Source organism: Mesorhizobium sp. M0019, assembly GCF_040323975.1.
In the GTDB taxonomy this organism is placed as follows: Bacteria; Pseudomonadota; Alphaproteobacteria; order Rhizobiales; family Rhizobiaceae; genus Mesorhizobium.
Map to the genome: position 1 here is coordinate 1 of NZ_JAMYVK010000108.1, position 5,573 is coordinate 5,573.

At 63.3% G+C, this 5,573-nt stretch carries 3 protein-coding genes; 2 read left to right on the top strand and 1 reads right to left on the bottom strand.

All coding sequences use genetic code 11. The features are described from left to right. The first annotated feature begins 156 nt into the window (after positions 1-156). The gene (gene dnaE, locus NKK47_RS34660; RefSeq protein ID WP_352458804.1) at positions 157-3,684 is read left to right on the top strand and encodes a DNA polymerase III subunit alpha; all 3,528 of its coding nucleotides are present in this window, start codon (positions 157-159) and stop codon (positions 3,682-3,684) included. Between the two features lie 14 nt (positions 3,685-3,698). Here the strand turns inward: dnaE and NKK47_RS34665 are convergent, their stop codons facing one another. Continuing rightward, the gene (locus NKK47_RS34665; RefSeq protein ID WP_352458805.1) at positions 3,699-4,580 is read right to left on the bottom strand and encodes a DMT family transporter; all 882 of its coding nucleotides are present in this window, start codon (positions 4,578-4,580) and stop codon (positions 3,699-3,701) included. Positions 4,581-4,754: 174 nt separating this feature from the next. On the opposite strand from NKK47_RS34665, the gene NKK47_RS34670 reads away from it, so the two are divergent. Then, the gene (locus NKK47_RS34670; RefSeq protein WP_352458806.1) at positions 4,755-5,261 is read left to right on the top strand and encodes a hypothetical protein; all 507 of its coding nucleotides are present in this window, start codon (positions 4,755-4,757) and stop codon (positions 5,259-5,261) included. The last annotated feature ends 312 nt before the right edge of the window (positions 5,262-5,573 follow it).

Genomic DNA, 5,573 nt, shown 5'->3' on the forward strand with positions numbered 1-5,573 from the left:
GGGGGAGATTGGCAGCTTCGGTGGCAGCGCCTTTCTGCCGGCGGAAGCGATTGCTAAGTTCACAAAGCTCCAATCACTCCCGCTGGACTCATGTTACCCGGTGCCGGACAATACATCTTCATCGACTGAGTCCTTGTGAGGCGGCGCGAAAAAACCATGGCGGATGAGAGACTTCCACGCGATCCCTTGCTGCGCGAGGCCTATGCAAAGGCGTCGCGGGCGGAGGCGGCGGCGCGTCGGTTCATTCATCTGCGCGTGCATTCGGCCTATTCGCTGCTCGAAGGTGCCTTGCAGCTCGGCAAGATCGTCGGCCATGCGGTGCAGGACGAATGCCCGGCAATCGCCGTCACCGACACCAACAATCTGTTCGGCGCGCTGGAATTCGCCCAGAAGGCGGTAAAGGACGGCATCCAGCCGATCATCGGCTGCCAGATCGACCTCGCCTTTTCCGGCGAGGCGAGCGACAGCCAGCGCGACCGCAGGCGGCAAGGACCGGAGATGCGGCCGGTCGTCCTGATCGCCGCAACCGAGGCCGGCTACGGCAATCTGGTCAGGCTGGTCAGCCGCGTCTACCTCGAGACACCGCCCGGCGAAGCGGTGCATCTGACGAGCGAGATGCTGCAGGGCCACACCGACGGTCTGATCTGCCTTACGGGCGGGCCGCGCGGTCCGATCGGCACTGCCTTGAAACAGGATCGCCGCGAACTCGCCGAGACCCGGCTCTCGGCGCTCAAGGGCCTGTTCGGCGACCGGCTCTATGTCGAGCTTGAGCGCGTGTCCGGCTACGACCGCGCCATCGAGCAGTCGTCGGTCGATCTCGCCTACCGCCACGATCTGCCGCTGGTTGCCACCAACGAGGCGTTTTTCTTCTCTCGTGAAGACTATGAGGCGCATGACGCCCTGATCGCCATCGCCGAAGGTTCCGTGGTTGCGGCCGACAATCGCCGCCGCCTTTCGCCCGACCACTTCCTGAGAAGCCAGGCCGATATGGCGAGGCTGTTCGCCGACCTGCCGGAAGCAATCGACAACACCGTCGAGATCGCGCTGCGCTGCTCGTATTACCCGAAGACCCGCAATCCGATTCTGCCGCGCTTTGCCGGCCGCGATGTCGCCGACGCCGATGCTGCGGTCAAGGCGGAGGCGCAGGAGCTTGCCAGGCAGGCGCATGAAGGGCTGGAGGCGCGGCTGGCGGCGCACGGGCCGACGCCGGGCTACACGGTCGAGCAATATCGCGAAAGGCTGGATTTCGAGCTCGGCGTCATCGAGAAGATGAAATATCCGGGCTATTTCCTGATCGTTGCCGACTTCATCAAATGGGCCAAGGCACAAGGGATCCCGGTCGGCCCGGGCCGCGGTTCGGGCGCCGGCTCGCTGGTCGCCTATGCCACGACCATCACCGACATCGACCCACTGCGTTTTTCGCTGCTGTTCGAGCGCTTCCTCAATCCCGACCGCGTGTCGATGCCCGACTTCGACATCGACTTCTGCCAGGACCGGCGCGAGGAAGTCATCCGCTACGTCCAACAGAAATACGGCCGCGACCAGGTTGGCCAGATCATCACCTTCGGCACGCTGCAGGCGCGCGCGGTGCTGCGCGACGTCGGCCGCGTGCTGCAAATGCCTTACGGGCAGGTCGACAAGCTGAGCAAGATGGTGCCGTCGAACCCGGCCAATCCGGTCAAGCTCGCCGACGCCATCGCCAACGAGCCGCGCTTTGCCGAAGAGGCGGAGCGTGAGCCGATCGTGCAGACGCTGCTCGATACGGCGCAGAAACTGGAAGGTCTTTATCGGCACGCCTCGACGCACGCCGCCGGCATCGTCATCGGCGACCGGCCGCTGTCGGAGCTGGTGCCGATGTACCGCGATCCGCGCTCGGACATGCCGGTCACGCAGTTCAACATGAAATATGTCGAGCAGGCCGGGCTGGTGAAATTCGACTTCCTTGGCCTGAAGACGCTGACGGTGCTGGACAGGGCCGTCAAGCTGATCCGCCGCCGCGGCATCGAGATCGATCTTGCCCACATTCCGCTCGACGACCCCGAAACCTACGCCATGCTGTCGCGCGGCGAGGTGGTCGGCGTGTTCCAGGTGGAAAGTGCCGGCATGCGCAAGGCGCTGATCGGCATGCGGCCCGACTGTATCGAGGACATTATCGCGCTGGTCGCGCTCTACCGGCCGGGGCCGATGGAGAACATACCGACCTACAACGCCAGAAAGCACGGCGAGGAGGAGATGGCGTCGATCCACCCGAAGATCGACCATCTCGTCAAGGAGACGCAAGGCGTCATCGTCTACCAGGAACAGGTGATGCAGATCGCGCAGGAGCTCTCCGGCTATTCGCTGGGCGAAGCCGATCTGCTGCGCCGCGCCATGGGCAAGAAGATCCGCGCCGAGATGGACAAGCAGCGCGAGCGCTTTGTTTCGGGCGCGGTCGAGCGCGGCGTCGGCAAGCCGCAAGCCGACTTCATCTTCGACCTGCTGGCAAAGTTTGCCGACTACGGTTTCAACAAATCGCATGCCGCCGCCTATGCCGTCGTCTCCTACCAGACCGCCTATCTGAAGGCGCATTACCCCGTCGAATTCCTGGCGGCATCGATGACGCTCGACATGGGCAATACGGACAAGCTCGCCGATTTCCGCCAGGATGCGCTGCGCCTCGGCATCGAGGTGGTGGCGCCGTCGGTCATGACGTCGTTCCGGGATTTCGAGGTCGGCGAGAACCGCATCTTCTATTCGCTGGCCGCGCTCAAGGGCGTCGGCGACGCGGCGGTCGAGCACATCGTCGCCACGCGCGGCGAAAAACCCTTCAAGAGCCTCGCCGATTTCTGTGAAAGGGTCGATCCGAAGATCGTCGGCAAGCGCGTCTTCGAAAGCCTGATCATGGCCGGCGCGCTCGACTGCTTTGGTCATGACCGCGCGGCGATGATGGCCGGCGTCGAGCGGATGATGGGGCTGGCGTCGCTGGCGCAGCAGAATGCCGTCACCGGCCAGCATGACATCTTTGGCGCCTCGCTCGGCGCACAGTCGCAGGCGCTCAACTTGCCGGCGACCGATCCCTGGCTCGCCGCCGACCGCCTGCACCGTGAATTCCAGGTGGTCGGGTTCTATCTCTCGGCGCATCCGCTCGACGAATACAAGGCGGCGCTGCAGAAAATGCGGGTGCAGACCTGGGGCGAGTTTTCGGCCGCCGTCAAACGCGGTGCTGCCGCCGGCCGGCTCGCCGGCACGGTGACCACCAAGCAGGAGCGCAAGACGCGCACCGGCAACAAGATGGGCGTCGTGCAGTTCTCCGACACGTCCGGCCAGTATGAAGCGGTGCTGTTTTCCGAGGGGCTGGCGCAATACCGCGACTTGCTCGAACCCGGCCGCTCGGTGGTGATCACCGTTTCGGCCGAGGACAGGCCTGAAGGCGTCAATCTGCGCATCCAGACCGTGCAGTCGTTGGAGGAAGAGGCAAGCCGTATCCAGAAAGCGTTGCGCATCTTCGTCAGAAATGACGCACCGGCATCGACAATCCAATCGCGGCTTGGCCAGCGTGGCGACAGTCAGGTGAGCATCATCGTCATCAAGGAAGGCGGCGAGGGCGAGGTCGAGATCGAGTTGCCTAACCGCTACCGCGTATCGCCTCAGATCGCGTCGGCGATGCGGGCGGTGCCGGGCGTGGTCGAGGTGGAACTGGTCTAAGAGTTAGCGCACGCTTATGAAGCGGCGATCTCCGCCGGTTGCGGTGCCCTCCGCTGCAGGTTGAGCAGATTTCCCATGAGGATCAGCAGGGCGCCACCGGCGGTGAAGGCGTCGATCTGCTCATGATAGAGCAGCCATCCGATCACCGCCGACAGCGGCACGCGCAAAAAGTCCATTGGCGAGATGACAGTCGCATCGGCATAGACAAGTGCGCGGGCCATGCAGAAATGCGACGACATGCCGGTGAAGGCGATGAGCAGGATCCACGGCCAGAGCTCAAGCGGCGGGTTGCGCCATTCGTAAAGCGCCGGGACGAGGCCAAGCAGCGACTGGATGATCAGCATCCAGAAGATGATGCGCACGACGCTGTCCGTCCGCGTCAGCGATTTGACGAGGACCACCGAGACGCCGAAGCAGACCGCGGCTCCCAGCACGATGACATGTCCCGGATTGACCGCGCCGACGCCCGGACGCACGATGATCACCACGCCGATCAGCCCGAGCACGATCGCCGCAAGCCGTGGCCGGGACAGCCTTTCGCCGAGGAAAGCGACCGCCAGCAGCGCGGTCCAGATCGGCGTCGTGAACTCGATCGAGATCAGCACCGCAAGCGGGATCAGCGTCAGGGCGTAGAGCCAGGCAGCCTGGCCGGTATAGTGGACGACGTTGCGGGCGATATGGGCCAGCGGACGCCCGGTGCGCATCGCCGGAAAACCGCCTGACATCATGACCAGCGGCAGCAGGATGAAAAAGCCTATCACCGAGCGCAGCTCGAGCACCTGGAAGACGTTGAGTTCTGCCGTCGTGGCGCGGCCGGCCACCGACATCGCAAGGAACGAGGCGATCGACAGCGCCATCCAGAACGCGGCCTTGGGGATCGAGGGTGCGGGTGCCATGGGCGCTATGTCGCAAGCCGGCGCTTTCATCGCAACCGCTAGCCGACGCATTCGACTGGGCCAGCCGTGCAGCGTTGCAAACAGTGATGTTGAAGCCGGAACCCGCCGCTGAGGGGAGCGTTGGTCCCTCGGTGTTTGCGTGCTGTGTTTTGGATACCAACGAGGAGCGGTCCGATGAAATCACTTGCACGATTTGTACTTGCCGGCTGCCTGACGGCCGGGGCCGGGGCAGCGCATGCCGACGATCCGGATTTTCTTCGCTCATTCCAGGGGAATTTCGCCGGCAAAGGCATCGTCAAGGTGACCACCGATGCGCCGACGGTGAATGTCTCCTGTCATTTCAATTCCGACGCAACGTCGAGCTCGCTATCGCTCGACGGCAGCTGCCGCGGTCTTATCGTGGTAACGCGCGCCATCAGCGCCGATCTCAAATCGAGCGGGACGAAATACACCGGCACCTATGTCGGATCGCGCACCGGGCCGGCGCAATTGAGCGGCAGCCGCTCCGGCAACGCAATCAATCTCGGCATCCGTTGGGCCAAGGAGGTCAATGGTGATCGCAGGGCGCAAATGACGGTCGAGAAGAACGGCGAGAATGGCATGCGGCTGATCGTCGTCGATACCGATCCGAAAACCGGGAAGAGTGTGGTGACCACCCGGATCGATCTGCAGCGCACGTGATCTTCTTGTTTGATCATGATCTTTTTGAAAACCGGTTTCCACTTTTCGCGTACGCGGACCTTCGGTTCGGGATCATGGTCTGGTTGTGAAAATCTGACGCTTAGTACCGACGCGAAAGACGGCTCGGGGTGGGCAGCAGTCAGTCCCGGCACAGCGATCTTGACGGGTTGGAAGCCGATCGGCAGCCAAGATTTCATCGTTCGTTTCGTTGGACCATCATAAACATTCGGGATCGGCCGAAACTTCCCCAACTTCGTCATCCTTGGGCGAAGCAGGAGCGAAGCGCCGTCGCGGAGACCCTGGGATCCATGC

Bases quoted from the DNA above. Each gene is read 5' to 3' on its own strand.
- NKK47_RS34670 (WP_352458806.1), top strand. From the start codon at position 4,755: ATGAAATCACTTGCACGATTTGTACTTGCCGGCTGCCTGACGGCCGGG.
- NKK47_RS34665 (WP_352458805.1), bottom strand. From the start codon at position 4,580: ATGGCACCCGCACCCTCGATCCCCAAGGCCGCGTTCTGGATGGCGCTG.
- dnaE (WP_352458804.1), top strand. From the start codon at position 157: ATGGCGGATGAGAGACTTCCACGCGATCCCTTGCTGCGCGAGGCCTAT.